The following is an 18242-nucleotide window of genomic DNA, read 5'->3' on the forward strand; positions in this document are numbered from 1 at the left end:
GTTATTCCTTTGCCATGGCGGGGGTGGGCGCAAGCAGTTGCGCCAGATGAACCACGATGGTGATCGCGCATGCAAACGGCAATGCCAGGTACACCGTGCCGGCGGACACATCCAGCGCGGGCAGGATCTGGTCGCCCGTCAGTTCGGCCAACTGCCAGCCCGCGTAGCCCAGTGCCGCCAGGCCCACGATGATCAGCACCTGGTTGACGCGTTCAACCACGTTCAGCACGCGCGTGCTGCGCACCATGAAGGGCAGCAGGCCGGCCATGAGATGAGAGCGGTCATGGCTGCACGCCACGCCGCCGATGAAGGCGGACCACACCAGAACCAGGCGCGGCAATTCCTCGGCCCAATGCGGGGTGGTGTGCGTGACAAAGCGCGAGAACACCACGTAAGAGATCAGGATCGCCAGCAAGGCCACCGCCAGGGCGGCAAAGGCCTTGCTGATGCCCGACAGAATGGCGGACAGTCGGTTGAGCATTACTTGGCCTCGCGGTACTTCTGCACCAGCGCCATCAGCTCAGGACCGTAGGTGACCGAGTAGGTCTTCCACACGGGTTGCACGGCGGCGGCAAAGGCGGCCTTGTCGACCTCGTTGACCTGCATGCCTTTCTCTTTCAGTTGCGCCACGAATTGCTGATCGCCGTCGGTGATCATCTTGCGCTGGGCGTCGCGCCACTTGTCGGCGGCGGCCTGCACCACCTTCTTGTCGTCGGCCGAGATGCGGTTCCAGACGGGCTTGGAGATGATCAGGCTGGCCGGACCCCATACGTGGCCCGTCAGCGACAGATACTTCTGCACTTCAAAGAATGACGAGGTGTAGATGATGGACAGCGGGTTCTCTTGCGCGTCAAACACCTTTTGCTGCAAGGCCGAGTACAGCTCGCCAAAGGCCAGCGGGGCCGGGTTGGCGCCCAGGGCGGTGAAGGTGTCCAGGCGCATCTTGTCGGGCGTGACGCGGGTTTTCAGGCCGGCCAGGTCGGCGGGCTTGGCGATGGGGCCGCGGTTGTTGGTCACGTGGCGGAAACCGTTTTCCCACCAGGAAATGATGGTCAGATTTTTCTTGTCGGCCAGCTTGGCCAGTGCGGCGCCCAGCTCGCCGTCAAAGGCCTTGTAGGCCTGCTGCGACGACGACCACGTATAGGGCAGTTCCACCACGCCGAACTTCGGTTCAATCGGCTGCAACGAGCCCGAGCCGATGATGGCCGCGCCCTGGCTGCCGATCTGCAAGCCTTCCAGCATGGTCTTTTCGTTGCCCAACTGGCCACTGGGGAACAGCACGAAGTTGACGCGGCCGTCGGTCTTTTCCTTGACCTCGGCGGCGAAGCCTTCGGCGGCCTTGTTCCAGCTATGGCTGGGGGCCAGCACGTGGCCCAGCTTGATGTCCATGGCATGGGCCGACAGCGGCGCAAAGCCGGCCATGGCGACAAGCGCGCCGCCGATCAGGGCGCGAAACGTTTGGGGAGCGTGGGTCATGGGGTAACTCCAGATGCGAAATGAAAAGTGGGGTGGTGGGTTCAACACGTGGCGGGGTGCGGCCCCGCTCAGTAGGATTGCCCCCGCATGGATGCGGGGTGGCCGGGCAGGGGGATACCCATGCCGGTATCGGTCAGGCCGTTGTCTCCCACGGCCAGCACCTGCAACGTTGCATCAAGAAAATTGCCGACGTACAGATAGCGGCTGTCGGGGCTGAAGGCGATGCCCTCGGGTAGCGCGCCCACCTCGATGGCGCCCGCGCGCGTGACGCGCAAGCCCTCGATGCGCAGCAGCACGATCTGGCCGCGCGGGTGGTGAAACCATTCCGACGAGGGGTTGTTCGAGCCTTGCACGATGGCCACGGCGGCGTGGCGGCCATCGGGGCTGATGGCGATGCCCTCGGGGCCGTCTTCCACCATCAGGCGGTCGATCACGCGGGGCGGCGCGCTTTTAAGATCCACCACGCTGATGGAATCCGCATGGCCGTCCGAGGCCGTCGGGCTGCCCATGTCCACCACCAAGGCCAGCGCGCCGTCGGGCGACACCACCAGGTTGAAGGGCACGAGCCCCGTGGTCAGGTCTTCGGACGGGTCATGCGTGACGCGCGGCACGGGGCCGGTGTCGTCGATGTGCAGCACTCCCAGCCGGTGGGTGGCGGTCTTGACGGCGAAGGCGCGGCGGCCATCGGCCGAGAACGACACGGCGACAACGGGCGTGCCCAGGTCGATTTCAGCGACGACAGCCACGCGGTTATCGCGGATCGTCAGCACCGATACCGACCGACCCGCCTTGTTCGCCACCAGCGCCATCGTGCCGGCGCGGTTGATCGACAGGCCCGACGGTTGCAGGCCGACTTGCAGCGTTTGCACGATGGCCGGCGGCGTGGCGCCAAGGTCCACCACGTAAAGATCGCGGCCCGGCGTGGGCTGCCAGCCCTGGCCATCGGCGCGCTCGGGCCAGGCCATGGAATCGGCGATTAGCGCCAGCCGCTGGTCCGGCGTCACCGCCAGGTTGACGGGTGGGCCGAACAAGGAATTGGGCAGGGGCAGCGTCGCCACGAGCACCGGCGCGGCCGGGTTGGCGGCGGCGTCGAAAATACTGAGCGTGTCGCGGCCGGGCGCCAGGAAGCGGATCTGGCCGTCGTCCCAGGTGACTTTTTCGTCGTTGCCGACCAGCAGGTAGTGCGGCGCGGTGCTCATGCGGCCAGCTCCTGCGCGTCGGGCACGGCAAGCGTCGCGCCGATCAGTTGCCGGGTGTAGGGATGCTGGGGGGAAAAGTAAACCTGATCGGCCGTGCCGCGTTCGACAATGCGGCCGCCTTGCAGCACCACGATGTCGTCGGCAATGTGCTGCACCACCGCCAGGTTATGGCTGATGAACAGATAGCCCAGGCCACGGTCGCGCTGCAATTGCATCAGCAGGTTCAGAATTTGCGCCTGCACCGATACGTCCAGCGCGGACGTGGGTTCGTCGCAGATCAGCAGTTGCGGTTCCAGCATCAGGGCCCGCGCAATCGCCACGCGCTGGCGTTGGCCGCCGGACAGTTCGCGCGGATACCGCGCCGCAAAGGCGGGCACCAGACCCACGGCGTCCATCATGCGGCGCACCGATGCCGCCTGCGACGCCGCATTGCCGATGCCGTGCACGTGCAGCGGCGCGGTCAGGATTTCATTGATGGTGCGGCGCGGGTTCAGCGACGAATACGGATCCTGGAACACCATCTGGATGCGGCGGGCGCGGGCGCGCGCCGGCATCGCGGCCAGCGGCTGGCCGTCCAGCAGCGCCCGGCCCTGGGTGGGCGCCAACAGGCCCAGCATGAGCTTGGCGATGGTGGACTTGCCGCTGCCGGATTCCCCCACCAGGCCGATGGTCTGGCCGGCGGGTACGTGCAGATCGATGTCATGCAGGATGCGCGGCGCGGGGCGGCGCGAGAACAGGCTGGCGCGGCCGTATTGGAAGGACAGCGCGTTCAGGCGGATGCTGGCGGGCGAGGGCGCGGGGTGCGCGGCCGCAACCGCCTTGGAATTCTTGCTGGGATGCATGTTGGCGTTCAGCTTGTCGTTCATGCCGAGACTCCCGCAGTCTTCGTCGCCAGCAACGCGCCAGGCTTCACGCACAGGCAACGGTGGCTGCCTTGCATGCGCGACACCAGCGGCTGGGCGCAACGGGCTTCGGCCACCGGGCAACGTTCACGAAAGGCGCAGCCCCGTATGGCCACATCCAGCGACGGCACGGCGCCCGCAATGGTGGGCAGGTCGGTGCGCGGCGCGGTGCGGCCGGGTTGGGGAATGCAGTTCAGCAACATGGCGGTGTAGGGGTGGCTGGGGCGGGTCAGCACCTCTTGTACGGTGCCGCCTTCCACGATGTCGCCGGCGTACATGACGATGACGTGGTCGGCAATGCGCGCCACCAGGCCCATGTCGTGCGAGATAAACACCATGCCCAAACCGAACTCGGCCTGGATGTCGCGCAAGAGGTCCAGCAGTTCAGCCTGCACGGTGACGTCCAGCGCGGTGGTGGGTTCGTCGGCAATCAGCAGTTCGGGGCCGCACATCAGCGCCATGGCGATCATCACGCGCTGGCGCAATCCGCCCGACAGCTCGAATGGATACTGGCGCATGCGTTCTTCGGGGTTGGTGATGCCCACGCGGCGCAGCAGGTATTCGGCGCGCTCGGCGGCTTCGCGACGGCTGACGCGCTTGTGGCGGCGCATCACGTCGATCAGCTGCGTGCCAATCTGAAACACCGGGTTCAAGGACGTCATCGGGTCCTGGAAGATCATGGCGATGCGTGCGCCACGCAATTCCGCCAACTGGCGCGCGTTCAGCGTGGACAAGTCCTGCCCGGCGAACTCCAGCCGCGTCATGCGTCGGCGCGCGGCGGCGGGCAGCAGGTCCAGCAACGCCAGCGCCGTCAGCGACTTGCCGCAGCCCGATTCGCCCACGATGCACAGCGTCTTGCCGCGTTCCAGGGTGAAGTCCACCGCGCGCACCACGTGCTTGGTGTGCGTGGCGGTATGGATGTCGATGTGCAGGTTTTCAACCCGCAGCAGGGGGTGGGAAGTGGCGGTCATGGCGTCAACCTTTCTTCATCTGGATGGCGCGCAGCGTTTCGCCCGCCCGGTTCACACACAGCACCAGCACGAACAGCACGATGCTGGGGATGACCACCAGCGAGGGCTGGAACAGCATGTTTTCCTTGCCCTCGGCGATCATCAGGCCCAGCGACGGCATCGGCGCGGGCACGCCCAGCCCCAGGAACGACAGCGAGGCTTCCAGCGTAATGGCCATGGCCGCGTCCACCGTGCCGATGATGAGCAGGTTGCCCACCAGGTTCGGCAGGATGTCGCGCCAGATGATTTGCAGATGCGTGCAGCCTTGCAAGCGCGAGGCCGTGACGAATTCCGCGTTGCGCAGCCCGGCGGCCATGGTGCGCGCGACGAGCGCGTAGCGTTCCCATAGCAGCAGGCCCAGCACCAGCACCACCACCGTCAGCGACGCGCCCACCACCGACACCACGGCCAGCGCCACCAGGATGATGGGCAAGGCCAGGCGCGCGGTGATCAGGAAGGACACGGCGCGGTCCACGCCGCCGCCGAAGTAGCCGGCGACGACACCCAGCGTGGTGCCGATCAAGCCGCCCATCAGCGCGACGGACAAGCCGATCAACGCCGACACGCGCACACCGTACAGCGCGCGCGCCAGCACGTCGCGACCCAACTGGTCGGTGCCCAGGATGTGGTTCCAGTCACCGCCTTCGGCCCACACCGGCTCTTGCAGCCGGGCAAGCAGGTCTTGTGTATACGGGTCGTGCGGAATCAGCCAGGGGCCGATCAGGCCGGCCAGCACCAGCAGGGCCAGCACGACAAGGCCCACACGTTGGCCGGCGCGCGCCAGGCGGTCGCCGCGTGGCGCGACGGGCAGGGGGGAGGGAATAGCGGTATTCATGAGGCGGCTCGCACGCGGGGGTCCAGCCAACCGTTGATCAGGTCGGCGACCAGAGTCAGGACGATGTAGATCAGCGCAAAGATCAGGATCAGCGCCTGCATCGTGGGAAAGTCGCCGCGCAGGATCGACGTCCAGGCCAGCAGGCCCGCGCCGTTGATGGCGAAGACGGTTTCAATGACGACGGAGCCCGCCAGCAGGGTGCCCATCTGCGCGGCCGCCAGCGACACCAGCGGGCGCAGCGCATTGCGAAGCGCGTACTTCAGCACCACGCTGGGGCCGCCCAGGCCCATGGCGCGGGCGGTGCGGATGTAGTCGGTGGCCAGCACGGTTTCCATTTCGGATTTCATCAGGCGCAGCATGGCGGGCATGGCGAAAAGCCCCAGCGCCACCACCGGCATCACGTAGTGCTTCCAGGTGTCAAAGCCCGAGGCAGGCAACCACTGGTTGCGCACGCTGAACACGATGATCAATAGGAACGCCAGGCAGAACGGCGGCATGGCTTGCGCGCAGGCCGACAGCAGCATGGTGGCGCGGTCCGCCAGCGAACCCTTGCGCATGCCGGCCAGCACGCCCAGGGGAATGGCAAGCAGCAGCGCAAACGCCATGGCGGCCAGGCCCAGCTTGGCGGTGGCGGGAAAGTGCTGGCTCAGCAGTTCGGCCACGGGGCGGCTGAAGTACAGGCTGTCGCCGAAGTCCCCGCGCACCACGCCGGTCAGCCAACGGCCGTATTGCAGCAGGATGGGGTCGTCAAAACCGTGTTGTACCGACAGCCGGGCGGCATCCGCCGCGCTGCCTTCGCCGGCCAGACGGGCGGCCGGGTTGCCGGACGCAAACACCAGCGAAAAGCTGATCAGCGACACGAACACCACCAGCAGGGCGGCGACCAGCACACGGCGAAACAGGAATGCAATCATGGGTCAACCTTTATGGTCTTGCGTCGGCGCGCATCGATGTACATCGGCGCACGCCGTTCCGGTCGGGCGCGACTTAGCGCTTACACGCGCCCGGACCGGAATGGCACAACGGTTGGAACAAGGCCTGGGCGCAAGGGCCGCAAGCTTTACTTCCAGGTGGCCTTGTAGAAGCGCGGGAACTCGTCGCCGTCCACCGAGAAGTTCAGGTCTTTGGCCTGCACGGCGTTCAGCGAGTGGTTCCACAACGGCACCCAGTACGCCTGGTCGGCCACGATCTTCAGCGCGGCCGCGTAGTTCTTGGCGCGCAGGTCGCGGTCAACGGACGTGTCGGCCGCTTCCAGAAGCTTGATGACTTCCGGGTTGCGCGCCTGGTCGTCCGGGCCGCCCCGGAAGAAGTTGCTGGTGGACAGCGCCGCGTCGGCAATGCCGTAGGAACCCCAGTTGGACGCCAGCATGGCGGTCTTGCCTTCGCGCCAGTTGGTCATGGCAGTGCCGTACTGCTGTTCAACCAGGTTCACCTTGATGCCGGCCTGCGCCATCTGGGCGGCGGCGGCGTCCAGGATGCTGCGCGGCGGCGCCGAGATCACCAGGTCCAACGTGATGCCGTTGGGGTAGCCGGCTTGCGCCAGCAGTTGCTTGGCGCGGGCGGGGTCGAACTTGTAGGACTGCACGTCGGTCGTGCAACCGAACTGCGCGGGGTTGCACGCGGCGTTGATCACCTTGGACGCACCGCCGACGAGTGCTTTGCGGATGGCTTCGCGGTCAATCGCGTGGTTGATGGCCTGGCGCACTTCCTGCTTGGCCAGCGGCGACTTGCCGTCGTCAAAGCGCGGGTTCAGCGAGATATAGCTGATGCGCATGATGCTGCTGCTTTTCACGGTGACCGACGGCGTTTTCTCCATGCGCTTCGCCACGTCGGGCGGCACGCGCCAGATCCAGTCCAGGCCGCCGGACAGCAACTCGGCGTATTGCGTGTTGGCGTCGGGCAGCACGCGCACCACCAGCTTTTGCACGGCGGGTTTCGGGCCGAAATAATCGTCAAAGCGCTCGTACACATAGCGGCTGCCGGGCTGGCTGTCGGTCAGGCGATACGGGCCCGTGCCGATCGGCTTGGCGCCCATGTCCGACTGATTGGCCTCGTAATACTTGCGCGGATAGATCGGCAGGTTTTCCGACAGCATTTCCAGCGCCAGCGGGTAGGGCGTCTTCATCTTGATGCGCACGGTGTCGTCACCGACTTTCTCCGCCTTGGCAATCCAGGCCACCTGGTTCTGGAAGCGCGCCTTGAAGGCGTCCGACGACACCAGGTTCAGCGTGTAGAGCACGTCGTCGATGGTCAAGAGCGAACCATCGTGGAACTTCACGTCGCGGCGGATGGGCAGTTCGATGGTGGTGTCGTCCACGAACTTGTAGCCCGTGGCGATGGCCGGGCCGAATTCGCCCGTGTCCTGGTTCTTTTGCAGCAAGCCCGAGAAGACCATGCGCGCCAGCGCCAGGCCGGGGCGGTCCGATTCCTTGTAGGCGTCCAGCGTGGCGGGCGCTGCGTCGAAGGCGATGTTGAGGGAATTGTCGGCCTTGTTGGCCTGGGCGGCATGAGCGCCCAGCGCCAGTAGCGCCGCGCTCACGAACTTCACGGTACGGGTTAGCTGCATGTTTTCACCTTGATATGTTTTATGTGTGTGGCCTACGGGGTGCTGCGGTGCTGCGATCTTGCTGTGCTGCGACGGTTGCGCTTTTTGCGTTCCGACAGGCAAGCCGCTCCCCTTGCCGCGGGCAGCGCATATTGCGCCGGCGGTGCATGCACGGTCGGTCAGGGAAGGGGCCTGATGCGTCTCAGGCCTGGCGGATTAGCAGTTCATCAAATCATCGGATCCCAACGTTGCCGAAGTCTTCCCGCAGACGCGCCAGGATGCCGACCAGATGGTCGTGCATGGCGTGGCGCGCGCGGATGGGATCGCGGTCGACAATGGCCGCGAGGATGCGTTCGTGTTCTTTCTGGGCTTCGATCCACACCTTGGTGGTCACGAAGTGTTCTTCCAGGCGATGGAACACCGGGCTCAAAGTGCTTAGGTGCCAGATGTGCGAAATGGCGGCGGCCAGGGCGGCGTTGCCGCAAGCGGCGCCGATGGCGCTGTGGAAGGCGCGGTCATGGACGCTGGGCGATTCGGTCAGCGACATGCCGTCGTGCGCGGCGCGGATGGCGGCAATCTGCGCGGGCGAGGCCTTTTGCGCAGCCAGCGCGGCGCATTCCGGCTCGATCAGCAAGCGCGTTTCCAAGAGGTCGAAGGGGCCGATGTCGGTGGCTTCGACGCTGTCGGCAGCGGCGGCGGCCGGCGCCGCGTCTTGGTACTGGCCGTCTTCACGCGGCTGGCACACAAACACGCCCGTGCCCACACGCACATCCACGTAGCCTTCGATTTCCAGGGCGATCAAGGCTTCCCGTACCGACGCCCGGCTCACTTGCAATTGCTCGGCCAGCTCGCGCTCGGCGGGCAGGCGGCCCCCCGCGGGAAAGTCACCGGCCTTGATGCGCGCGGCGATCTGGTCGGCAATCATGCGGTAAAGGCGGGTTGAGGCTACGGCCTGTAGGGAAGTCATCTTGGGGTGGCGTGGAGTGTTCGGGACGGTGAGCGTAATAGGTTTGGGGCGGTGATGTCTTGCGTGGGCGATACCGGGATGCGATGTTGTTGAGGTGCCTGATGGTCCAGTGGTCAGGCCACTGGACGAAATGTACCGGACCGGACCCGGCTTGGGAACCGGGGTGGTCCGGTTTTTTGGTGGTTTCAGGGAAAACCACTAGCGGCTGGCGGGTGGGGCGAAAGCTGCCGGGCGGTGGTCAGGCCGTGGCCGCCCGGGCGCTAAGCCGTGGCCAAGATCGCCGGCAATTCGAGCGTGACGGCGCGATCGCGGCCATCGTCTTGCAGAGGGATGATGCCGTCGTGCTGCACCACACCGTCCACAAATACCCGGCCCCGGTCACCCACATCGCCGCCATCGTCCAGATCGCCCGGGATTCCCCCGCGCACGGCAGTCACCGTATAGGTCGTGCCGCCGTGCCGATAACGCAACGTGAACCCGCTCCAGTCGGCGGGCAGACAGGGCTGGAAGCTGAGCGTGTTGCCGCGCAGCCGCATGCCTAGCACCGATTCCAGGATCAGCCGGTACATCAGGCCGGAAGACCCGGTGTACCAGGTCCAGCCGCCCCGGCCTTGCTGCCCCGGCGTGGTGTAGATGTCGGCCGCCATCACATAGGGTTCGACCTTGTAGGTAGCAACGCCAGCGGCTGTGTCGGCATGGTGGATGGGGTTCAGCATGTGCAGCAGGGCGCCGACGCGCGCCTGGTCTTGCAAGGCGCAGAACGCCATGGCGGTCCAGACGGCGGCGTGGGTGTATTGGCCGCCGTTTTCGCGCACGCCGGGAACGTAGCCGCGGATGTAGCCGGGGTTCATCGGCGCGGTGTCGAACGCGGGCGTCAGCAGGCGAATCAGCCCCAGCTTGGGGTCGATCAGCCGTTCGGCCACCGATTGCATGGCTAACTGCGCGCGGTCCGCGCTGGCGACCCCGGACAGCACCGACCAGCTTTGGGAAATGGAATCGATCTGGCATTCCAGGTTTTGCGCGGATCCCAAGGGCGAACCGTCGTCGAAGTAGGCGCGGCGATACCAGCGCCCGTCCCAACCGGCTTGCTCCAGGTCCAGGCCCAACTGCCGGGCGGCCGACTCGCAGACCATGGCAAAGGGCAGGTCATCGCGCGTGCGGGCCAGGCGGGCGAAACGGTTCAGGGTGTCGTGCAGGAAGAAGCCCAGCCACACGCTGACACCCCGGCCGTGTTCGCCGACCTTGTCCATGCCGTCGTTCCAATCGCAAGACCCAATCAGCGGCAAGCCATGCGCGCCGATCTTGCTCAAGGCGTGCGAGAGGGCGCGCGCGCAGTGCTCGTAAAGGCTGGCGGATTCACGCGATGGCGTGGGGTGGTCGTAGTTGGACGATTCGCTGGGGTTGAGGGCGCGGCCTTCAATAAAGCCCACGTCTTCGTTCAGCACGTCCGCGTCGCCCGTGACCGCGACATAGTGGGTGACGGCGAACGGCAGCCACAGGTAGTCGTCGGAACACTGCGTGCGTACGCCACGGTTGGTGGGCGGATGCCACCAGTGCTGCACGTCCGCCTGCACGAACTGCTGCGCGGCGCTGCGCAGCAAGTGTTCGCGGGTCAGGTCGGGGCGCGCGATGGCCAGCGCCATCGTGTCCTGCAACTGATCCCTAAAGCCATACGCGCCGCTGGACTGGTAATGGCCGCTGCGCGCCCACACCCGGCACGCCAGCGTCTGATAAAGCAACCAGCCATTGGCCAGAGTGTTCAAGGCGGCGTCCGGCGTGTCGATGCGCACCACGCTCAGCGTGTCGCGCCAAGCCTGTCGGACGGCCACGAGTTCATTGGCGGCCTCGCCGGGTTCCCGGTAGCGGCGCGCCAGGTTACGGGCCTGCGCTTCGCCCTGCGCGGCGTCGCCCAGCAGGAACAGCACTTGTTGCTCTTGCCCGTCTTCCAGCGTGATGGGGACCTGGATGGCGGCGCAGGGGTCCAGGCCAGCGCCCGCGCGTCCTGACAAGCGGCTGCGGCGCAGCGCTTGCGGATGCCGCAGGGTGCCGTTGCGGCCGATAAATTCCCGACGGTCGGCCGTGGCCGTCCGGGTGGCGCTGCTGGTGTCGAAGAACGCCACGTGGCCGGAGAAATCGGCGTTGAAGCTGTTGCGGGCGAATACCGCCCCGGTCTGCGGGTCGATTTCGGTGGTGACATGCATGGAGGATTTGCTGCGCAGATCGCCCAGCACCCATTCCACGTAGCCGGTGGCGGACAGGCGACGGCGGCGGCCGGATCGGTTGCGCACGGTCAACGTGTAGAACTTGATGGCGGCGTCGCGGGCCACATGCACGCACAACTGGGATTCGATGCCGTCTTCCACGTGCTCGAACACGGTGTAGCCAAAGCCGTGGCGCGTCACGTAGGCTGATATTCCGCCCGACGGGTATGGCGCGGCCGACCAGTAATGGCCGCTGATTTCGTCGCGCAGATAGAAGGCTTCGCCGCAAGTGTCGGACACGCTGTCGTTGCGCCACGGGGTCAGCCGGAACTCGTGCGCGTTGCCGCTCCAGCTGTAGGCCTGGCCGCTTTCGGACACCACGGTGCCGAAGTGGGGGTTGGCGATGACGTTGACCCAGGGCGCGGGGGTGCGCTGGTCTGGCGTGGTGGTGATGACATATTCTTCGCTGTCCGGCGTAAAGCCGCCCAGCCCGTTGCCGTGCAGCAGCCCGGCGGGGGCCGAGGCGGCGGGGGTATCGGCGGTGGGCGGCAAGGGCCCCGTCGAGATCACCAGCGGCGGCACGCGGCTTTCCGGCAAGGCCAGGCGGTTCACCTGATTCGACAGGGTGCCCAGCGCATCGCTGAGCGACACCCGCGCCACGGCCTGCAACAGCGTGCGATCTTCTTCCGAAATCTGATCACCCGAGCGCACGAAAATGCCGCCCGGCCGGTCGATGATGTGCGATTCCACGCCCGCCGATATCAGGCCCATCAGGCGGTCTTGCAGTGCCTGGCGATAGCTGCCCGTGTCTTCGTTCCAGATCACCAGGTCCACCGCCACGCCCTTTTGCCGCCAGTAGGCATGCGCCTGGACCAGTTGGCGCACCAGCTCGAAATTGGCCGGGTCCTTGATGCGCAGCAGCACAATGGGCAGATCGCCCGAGATGGCGTAGCCCCACAGGCCCGACTGCCCACGGCGATTTTTCAGCAGGATGGCGGCCTCGGCGCGCAAGAGCGGGTTTTGATACAGGATGGAATTGGCCAGGCGCGCGTAGAGCTGCGCGTCGGCATCGGTGGCGTTGAGCTGGCGCACGATGACCTGGGCGTGGGTCCACGCCAGTTCCAGCGCGCGGTCGGCCAGATGGCGGTCCTGGTATTTGCTGATCAGGTGCATGCAGGCTTCGCGGCTGTCGCCCACGCCTTGCACCAGGTCCACGACCACGGTCTGCTCGGGTTCCAGCGTGATGGTGCAGCGGATGGCCGATACCGGGTCCAGCACCGAGCACTGGGATCCAGACAAAGGGCCATCAGTGGCCATGGCGTGCGGGTCCGCCGTGCCCCGGCCCCGGCCCAGGAACACCGCGCGGTCGGTTTCAAACGAGGCGTCATAAGCGGCATCGTCCGGGTCACCGCCATGGATGGCCAGTAGTTGGAACATCCAGGGCGGGTTGTCGTCCGGGCTGCGGCCGCGCCGGGTGCACAGAATGGCGCGCTGGTCGGGCAGGATCTCAGTCTGCACGAAGAGATTGCTGAAGGCAGGATGCAGTTCGTCAGCGATGGCCGGCGCGATGACCACTTCGGCATAGCAGGTGAATTCCAGCGTGCGCCGTTCGCGGCCCCGGTTTGTCAGGCGGCAGCGGCGCAATTCGATATCGTCTTCCGGCGACACCACGATTTCCGTATACGTGTCGATCTGATGATCGCTGCGGCGGAACTCGGCTCGGCCTTCCGAAAAAATCACCTCGTAGCGGTCGGGACGCTTGAGCGTGGGCTGGAACGTGGTGGACCAGCGCTTGCCGCTATCCACATCGCGCACGTAGCTGAACGTGCCCCAGTTGTCGCAGGTGCTGTCTTCGCGCCAGCGGGTGACGGCCAGGTCCTTCCAGCGGCTGGAACCCGCGCCGCTGTTGGTGACCATGACGTGATAGCGCCCATTGGACAGCAGTTGCACTTCGGGAATGGGGGTGTCGGCCGTGTCCAGCACGCGCACGGACACTTCGGTCTGGCCCGGCGGGGTGCTGCGGATGACGGATAGCTCCGTGGCCTTGGCATAGGCCGCGGCGGCGCGGGGTACGCGTTCTTGCAGCAGCAGCATCGTCGCCTGAAACGACGGATCCGCCTCGAAGCGCGCCTGCATCGTGCCGCCCAGCAACACGTTGGCGATCGACAGCAGGCCCATGCCCTGGTGATGCGCCATGTACGACTGGACGATGGCGCCGTTCTTGCCCGGCGGCTGGCGGCGCGGCGTGTAGTCGATAGCTTCATAGAGGCCGTAGCGGCCCATCAGCTTGTCCTTGGCCAGCCGCTGCAAATTGCGGCAGGCTGCGTCAGGCATCACCATCAGCGCCAACATCGACGCATACGGCGCCACGACCACGTCATCGGCCAGCCCGCGCTTCAGGCCCAGGCCCGGCACGCCAAACGCGCGGTACTGGTAGTTCATGCCCCCGTCGAACAGGTGGTAGGCGCTTTCGGACATGCCCCAGGGGATGCCGAGCTTGTCGCCGTAGTCGATCTGCGCACGCACGGCGGACAGGCAGGTCTGGTCCAGCAAGGTGTGGGGGTAGGACGGCATGACGAGCCTGGGCATCAGGTACTCGAACATCGAGCCGCTCCAGGACAAGAGCACCGGGCCGCCCGGCGAATGGCTCAGTTGGCGGCCGAGCGCGAACCAGGTTTCTTGCGGCAACTGGCCCTGCGCAATTGCCACGAAGCTGCACAGCCGGGCCTCGGACGCCAGCAGGTCGTACAGGCCGTCGTCGCGTCGGCGTTCCGACAGGTTGTAGCCAATGGCCAGCAGGCGGCTGCCCTTGTCGTACAGGAATCCGTATTCGGCCACCGCCATGTCGGCCAGTGTGTCGGCCAGATGCTCCAGGCGCGCGCAGCGTTCGGCGGCGCGTTCACCCGCCGCCATGACGGCTTGTTCGGTGGCCGACAACCACGCGCGTTCGTCATCGGGCGTGTCGGCTTCGGTGTGACGCGCGCGAATGGCCAGCAGCAGCGTCGCGCTTTGGGTGGCGACTTGCTGCAAGGTGGGTATGGACAGCAGCGGCGGAAAGCGGCCCCAGGAGACGTCGGCGGGCACGTCCGGCCATGGGGCCAGTTGCGTGAGTTCGTCGCGCGCGGCTTCGCACTGGCGCAGCATGGCCTGGCAATGCCACAGCGCTTCGGCGTGCGTGGGGCCGGCGTAGCCTTGCAGCAAGCCATAGGCCAGTTCGCGCACCCGTTCCAGGCCTTGCCGGGCTTGGGCCAAGGTCAGGGCGGGGCGCGCGGCCTGTCCGGAAGGCGCGGGCTGCAAGGACTTCAGCACTTGCGCCACCAGGTCCAGTTGCGCCAGCCCCGGCGCCGTGACGTGTTCGCGCAGCACCGCCAGCGCGTCGGACAGGCCTTCGAAGGTACGCGGATGCAGAATCGGCGCGTGCGCCAGTTCCAGCAAGCCGGGCCGCAAGGTCAGCAGATGGCCCGCCAGGTTGCCGCTGTCCACCGTCGAGATGTACAGCGGGTGCAGGGGCTTGAGCGTCAGCGTGTCGTACCAGTTGTAGAAGTGGCCCAGGTAGCGTTCCAACTGCCCCATGGTGGCCAGCGTGGCCTGCGTGCGCTCAAGCAATCGGCCGGCTTGCAGATAGCCAAAATCGTAGGCGGTCAGGTTGGCCAGCAGCGCCAGCCCCAGGTTGGTGGGCGATGTGCGGTGCGCGGTGGTGGGCGCGGGCAGGTCCTGGACGTTGTCGGGAATCAGCCAGTTGTCCTCGGCGCCGCCATGGCCATCAAAGAAGGCCCAGGTCTTGCGCGCCAGCAGACGCAGGAACTGTTCCTGCGCGGGCGCGAGGCCAATCTTGGCCGTGGCCGGGGTCCGACTCATGCGCCAGGCGATCAGCGGCATCAGCGCCCACAGCGCCAACACGGGTAACGCGGCCGGCAAGGCGGCCGGGTTCCAGCGCATGACGCAGGCGCCAATGGCCAGGGCCAGCAGCGGCGAGCCCCACACGGACAGCAGCAGCGGCCCCGAGCGCGTGGCGCCTTCGCGGTTGGTCAGGCTGGAAGGTTTCCATTCCAGCAGCCGCCGGCGCGACACCGTCAGCCGGTACAGCGTGCGCAAAATGGCGTCCAGGTTGTAGAGCGTTTCGTGCGCCAGGCAGGCCAGCGCGAAGGCCGCCCGCGCAAACTGGCGTGACGCCGCCGGAACCCAGCCGACCAGATGCTGCGCCAGCACCACGTCCTCTTGCTTTCTGACCACGCCCATGGCGGACGCGAACAAGGCCGGCACGAACAGCACCAGCAGGCTGGCGGCGGTCCATAGCCAGGGGTAGGGCAACTGCGTCCAGCCCAGCGTCATCAGCAGCACCAGGCACGGGGCCACGAGGCTGCGGCGCAGGTTGTCCAGGATCTTGCAGCGTGCCAGCCACGGCAGCGGACGGCTGGCCGGCGCGCCCGGCGTGCCGGGAGGGCGGCCGATCAGCCAGCCCAGTAGCTGCCAATCTCCACGTATCCAGCGATGGCGGCGGCTGACGTCCGCCGTGTAGCGTGGCGGGTGGCCTTCAAACAATTGCACATCGCTAAGCAGGCCGGAACGCGCATAGCAGCCTTCCAGCAGGTCATGGCTAAGCACCCGGTTGTCGGGAAAACAGTCCTTCAGCGCGGCTTCGAACGCGTCCACGTCGTAGATGCCCTTGCCGATGAACGAGCCCTCTTTGAAGATGTCCTGGTACACGTCGGACACGGTATTCGTGTAGGGGTCGATGCCCGGATCACCGCCTTGCAGGCGGGCATAGGCCGATCGAGTCAGGTCGGCAAGATTCACCGCCACCCGGGGTTGCAGAATGCCGTAGCCGCGCGTCACCCGTTGGCGGGCCGGGTCGAACTGCGCCTGGTTCAGCGGATGCGCCATGGCGCCGACCAGCTTGCAGGCGCTTTCGCGAGGCAACTCGGTATCGGTGTCCAGCGTGATCACGTACTTCACGCCGTCCAGCGCGTCAAGCTGGCCGACCACGCAGGAAAACGCGCCCGTGCCCTGGCTGCGTAGCAGCGCGTTCAGGTCGGCAAGCTTGCCGCGCTTGCGCTCTTGCCCCATCCAGACGCGCTCGCGGGCATTCCAGCGCCGCGGACGATGCAAAAGAAAGAACGGGCTGCGGCCCAGCCGCCGATACTTGTGGTTGAGCGCCTGGATATGAGATTTGGCGCGTTCCAGCAGCAGCGCGTCGGTGGGCAGGTGTTCGGCGTTGGCGTCGGCAAAATCCGTCAGCAGGCAAAAGCTGAGGTTGTCGCCGGGGTTGGCCAAAAAGCGGATTTCCAGCGCTTCGCTAAGCTGTTCGCCGTCGTCGGGCGTGATCAGCATCGACGGCACCGCGACCAAGGTGCGCGCGTGGTTGGGAATGCGTCGGGCGTAGTCCATGCGCGGCAGGCGCTGGGGACTCACCAGCCAGGTCAGCGCCCAATTGATGATGGCCACCGCCAGATGGCTGGTGGCCACCACCGACAGCATGGCCAGCGCCGCCAAGGCCCACAGCGGGGCGCCGGACGCATGCGCAATCCACACCAGCATCGCGCTGGCGGCCGCCGTCAGCACGACGATGGCGGCGGCATAGCCCGCCAGGGCGACGGCGGGGGAAAGGCGCGCCAACTGCTCGGGCAGGCTTTGCCTGACGTCTGCGCGCGCCACCAGTTCAGACTGGCCTTTATCGATCAGGTAATAGCCCACGTGCCGGCGGCGGGGGTCGGCGTCGGGCGATGCATGGGGCTTGGCATCTGCATTCGTGTCGGTGCTGGCATCGGCATTGGCGGCGGATGTGGCCATGCTGGCCGCCGTCGCAAGCTCAATTGCCAGCGCGGCCACTTCGATCTCGGACAGTGGTGATTTATGCGCCAGGCGTTCTATCCGGTGGCGATAGCGGTCACGCGTCGGAAAGTCCATGTCCGCATAGACCTCGGCCGGGTCCTGGCGCAGGGTCTGCTCAACCAGGCTCACGGCTTCCACGAACTCATTCCAGTTCGTCGTCGACAGTGCTCGCAGGCTGCCGATGCTGTTGCTGATGGACACCTGGTCGGCCGCCTGCTGCTGGCTTTCGGCAACGACCATCTGTTCGATAGTCAGGTTGGATTGCGCCAGGCGCTGCTCGAACCACGTGAGGGGCAGCGCCAGCGCCGGCCCATGCCCTTGAAGCCGCCGCGCCAGTTCGGCCACGAACGCGCCGTCAATGGGGGGATTCGAGCGCGCCATGTTGGCAATGACCAGGATGAGGCTGGTGGGGTCCTCTTCGGCGGACTTGCGCATGGCGTCGGCCCAGGTGTCGGCCAGCCCACGGTTCATGTTGGCGTAGGCCAGGCGGATGGCCACGCGGCGCAGGTTCTCGATCAGCGCCAGCCGCATCATGATGGGTATGGCCCACAGCTCGCCCAGTTGCAGTGGCGCAATCGACTGATAGGCCGTCACGAAGGCGGCAATGCCCACGGAATCAATGCGCGCGTCGCTGTGCGAGATCATCTCCAGCGCGATGTCGTACACGCGGGGCAGGCCCTGCGACGGGCCGCTGGCCAGCTTGGGCAGGCTGCGGCTGTAGCCCTTGGGCAGATGGCGCTTGGCCAGGCGGATCTGCTCTTCGATCAGGTAGAAGTTGTCCAGCAACCATTCGTCGGCGGGGGTGAACTGGCGGTTCTGCTGCATGGATTCGATCAGCAGCGCGCAGGCTTCGCCCAGCAGGGTCTGGTTTTCATTCAGGCGCGGCAGCAGCTTGTCCTGCGTGCTGAGTGCGCCCAGCACGTGCGTTTGGGCCAGCGCCCGGCCGTGCGATTCCATCTGCACGGCGTTGAACAATTCCGCGCGCAGCGGCGGTTCGCTCTTGGCGGCGCTAAGCGTGGGCTTGCTGCGGGCGAACAGGTCGATCCACTCCGGGGCAGCCTCCAGCGAGGGCCAATCTATGGGTTTCATCGGTGCTTGGCCATGGGTGATCCGTCTGGGCAAAGGCATCGCCCGGGTGGGCGGCCTCCCTGCCATAGGGTGACCAAGCGCGCGCCCCGGCTCTGTGCGTTACCGCACGGACGGCGGCGGGCGCTTGTGCCATAACCCCACCCAAGCCGCCACGTTGCGCGGCGCAATGCCGACGGCCGATGGTTC

Annotated in this window: 10 protein-coding genes; all 10 read right to left on the reverse strand. The window is 66.4% G+C overall.

What is annotated here, in order from left to right:
- Window position 1: 1 nt before the first annotated feature.
- Window positions 2-481 carry a TRAP transporter small permease gene (locus tag M2361_RS06990; RefSeq protein WP_259247378.1) on the reverse strand — a complete coding sequence of 160 codons (480 nt, stop codon included), beginning with the start codon at window positions 479-481 and terminating at the stop codon, window positions 2-4.
- Window positions 481-1422: a DctP family TRAP transporter solute-binding subunit gene (locus M2361_RS06995; RefSeq protein WP_404976350.1), complete on the reverse strand. Its 942-nt coding sequence runs from the start codon at window positions 1420-1422 to the stop codon at window positions 481-483. The genes M2361_RS06990 and M2361_RS06995 overlap by 1 nt, the downstream gene beginning before the upstream one ends.
- A gap of 122 nt (window positions 1423-1544) precedes the next feature.
- Complete coding sequence (locus tag M2361_RS07000; RefSeq protein ID WP_259247379.1) at window positions 1545-2675, reverse strand: YncE family protein; 1131 nt, start codon at window positions 2673-2675, stop codon at window positions 1545-1547.
- Window positions 2672-3541: an ATP-binding cassette domain-containing protein gene (locus M2361_RS07005; protein WP_259247380.1), complete on the reverse strand. Its 870-nt coding sequence runs from the start codon at window positions 3539-3541 to the stop codon at window positions 2672-2674. Before M2361_RS07005 ends, M2361_RS07000 begins: the two co-directional genes overlap by 4 nt.
- Window positions 3538-4548, reverse strand: a complete 1011-nt coding sequence (locus tag M2361_RS07010) for an ABC transporter ATP-binding protein (RefSeq protein ID WP_259247381.1) — start codon at window positions 4546-4548, stop codon at window positions 3538-3540. The genes M2361_RS07005 and M2361_RS07010 overlap by 4 nt, the downstream gene beginning before the upstream one ends.
- A 4-nt stretch (window positions 4549-4552) precedes the next feature.
- Window positions 4553-5422 (reverse strand): ABC transporter permease, encoded by an 870-nt coding sequence (locus tag M2361_RS07015; protein WP_050444868.1) that lies wholly within the window; start codon window positions 5420-5422, stop codon window positions 4553-4555.
- Window positions 5419-6336 carry an ABC transporter permease gene (locus M2361_RS07020; protein WP_100855667.1) on the reverse strand — a complete coding sequence of 306 codons (918 nt, stop codon included), beginning with the start codon at window positions 6334-6336 and terminating at the stop codon, window positions 5419-5421. The genes M2361_RS07015 and M2361_RS07020 overlap by 4 nt, the downstream gene beginning before the upstream one ends.
- A 146-nt stretch (window positions 6337-6482) precedes the next feature.
- Window positions 6483-7988, reverse strand: coding sequence for an ABC transporter substrate-binding protein (locus M2361_RS07025; protein WP_259247382.1), 1506 nt, complete (start codon window positions 7986-7988; stop codon window positions 6483-6485).
- A gap of 211 nt (window positions 7989-8199) precedes the next feature.
- Window positions 8200-8934: a FadR/GntR family transcriptional regulator gene (locus tag M2361_RS07030; protein WP_127184528.1), complete on the reverse strand. Its 735-nt coding sequence runs from the start codon at window positions 8932-8934 to the stop codon at window positions 8200-8202.
- Window positions 8935-9194: 260 nt separating this feature from the next.
- The gene (locus tag M2361_RS07035) at window positions 9195-18056 is read right to left on the reverse strand and encodes a GH36-type glycosyl hydrolase domain-containing protein (protein WP_259247383.1); all 8862 of its coding nucleotides are present in this window, start codon (window positions 18054-18056) and stop codon (window positions 9195-9197) included.
- Window positions 18057-18242: the final 186 nt, after the last annotated feature.

This window comes from Achromobacter sp. JUb104, from assembly GCF_024806975.1.
GTDB classification, from domain to species: Bacteria; Pseudomonadota; Gammaproteobacteria; order Burkholderiales; family Burkholderiaceae_B; genus Achromobacter; species Achromobacter spanius.

What these genes read in the sequence shown, in the direction of transcription:
- M2361_RS07020 (WP_100855667.1), bottom strand. Translation starts at nt 6,336, where the DNA reads ATGATTGCATTCCTGTTTCGCCGTGTGCTGGTCGCCGCCCTGCTGGTG.
- M2361_RS06990 (WP_259247378.1), bottom strand. Translation starts at nt 481, where the DNA reads ATGCTCAACCGACTGTCCGCCATTCTGTCGGGCATCAGCAAGGCCTTT.
- M2361_RS07015 (WP_050444868.1), bottom strand. Translation starts at nt 5,422, where the DNA reads ATGAATACCGCTATTCCCTCCCCCCTGCCCGTCGCGCCACGCGGCGAC.
- M2361_RS07035 (WP_259247383.1), bottom strand. Translation starts at nt 18,056, where the DNA reads ATGAAACCCATAGATTGGCCCTCGCTGGAGGCTGCCCCGGAGTGGATC.
- M2361_RS07025 (WP_259247382.1), bottom strand. Translation starts at nt 7,988, where the DNA reads ATGCAGCTAACCCGTACCGTGAAGTTCGTGAGCGCGGCGCTACTGGCG.
- M2361_RS07030 (WP_127184528.1), bottom strand. Translation starts at nt 8,934, where the DNA reads ATGACTTCCCTACAGGCCGTAGCCTCAACCCGCCTTTACCGCATGATT.
- M2361_RS07000 (WP_259247379.1), bottom strand. Translation starts at nt 2,675, where the DNA reads ATGAGCACCGCGCCGCACTACCTGCTGGTCGGCAACGACGAAAAAGTC.
- M2361_RS07010 (WP_259247381.1), bottom strand. Translation starts at nt 4,548, where the DNA reads ATGACCGCCACTTCCCACCCCCTGCTGCGGGTTGAAAACCTGCACATC.
- M2361_RS06995 (WP_404976350.1), bottom strand. Translation starts at nt 1,422, where the DNA reads ATGGCCGGCTTTGCGCCGCTGTCGGCCCATGCCATGGACATCAAGCTG.
- M2361_RS07005 (WP_259247380.1), bottom strand. Translation starts at nt 3,541, where the DNA reads ATGAACGACAAGCTGAACGCCAACATGCATCCCAGCAAGAATTCCAAG.